Source organism: Paenibacillus sp. R-74696 (assembly GCF_055814915.1).
In genome coordinates this window covers 1-678 of sequence record NZ_JBPULM010000004.1, presented here as the reverse complement: position 1 = coordinate 678, position 678 = coordinate 1, and the positions used below count along the sequence as shown (strand labels likewise).

The 678-nt window shown below is 49.3% G+C and carries 2 tRNA genes and 1 rRNA gene; all 3 read right to left on the bottom strand.

The annotated features are described in order from the left end of the window. Positions 1 to 256: 256 nt before the first annotated feature. The 3 genes from ACSR9A_RS00710 to rrf all read right to left on the bottom strand — a co-directional run bounded on the left by ACSR9A_RS00710 (position 257) and on the right by rrf (position 596). Positions 257 to 332, bottom strand: a tRNA-Ala gene (locus ACSR9A_RS00710). A 30-nt stretch (positions 333 to 362) separates the two neighbouring features. After that, a tRNA-Ile gene (locus ACSR9A_RS00705) sits at positions 363 to 439 on the bottom strand. A gap of 40 nt (positions 440 to 479) precedes the next feature. Beyond that, a 5S ribosomal RNA gene (rrf, locus tag ACSR9A_RS00700) occupies positions 480 to 596 on the bottom strand. Positions 597 to 678: the final 82 nt, after the last annotated feature.

Here is a 678-nt window from a genome sequence, read left to right as displayed (position 1 = left end):
GCTCTATTTAAACCAGCAAAGCTGTTTTAAATTCAACCCAAACTACCAAAAGTCCATCCCATTCGACCATACTTTCGCTTGCAGTTAGAACAAAGGGCAAGAGCAAACCGAAGTTCGTTCCTTACTTTGCCTTCCTGCGATATTTCTCGCTAAAGGATGTTTCGTTCTTTGCTTTCGCTATCCAGTTTTCAAGGTGCAAGTGTTGTTGAACCTCTTCTGCCTATAAATATCAGAAAAGACACAACGATTTTCTTTTTGGTGGAGCCAAGCGGGATCGAACCGCTGACCTCCTGCTTGCAAGGCAGGCGCTCTCCCAGCTGAGCTATGGCCCCATAAACGGGTACCGACTCAAAAGTCGATAATGGTGGGCCTTAGTGGACTCGAACCACCGACCTCACCCTTATCAGGGGTGCGCTCTAACCAGCTGAGCTAAAGGCCCACATTAAGTTGTATGACTTCTAGGTGTGAACTAAACACCTGCTTGGCGACGTCCTACTCTCCCAGGACCCTGCGGTCCAAGTACCATCGGCGCTGGAGGGCTTAACGGTCGTGTTCGGGATGGGAACGTGTGGTTCCCCTCCGCCATCGCCACCAAACAGGCCTTGCTTTACGAAAGAGCATTACTCTTTCAAAACTGACAACGAGTGAGCGATACACTGCCTGTGTATCCGATTATCT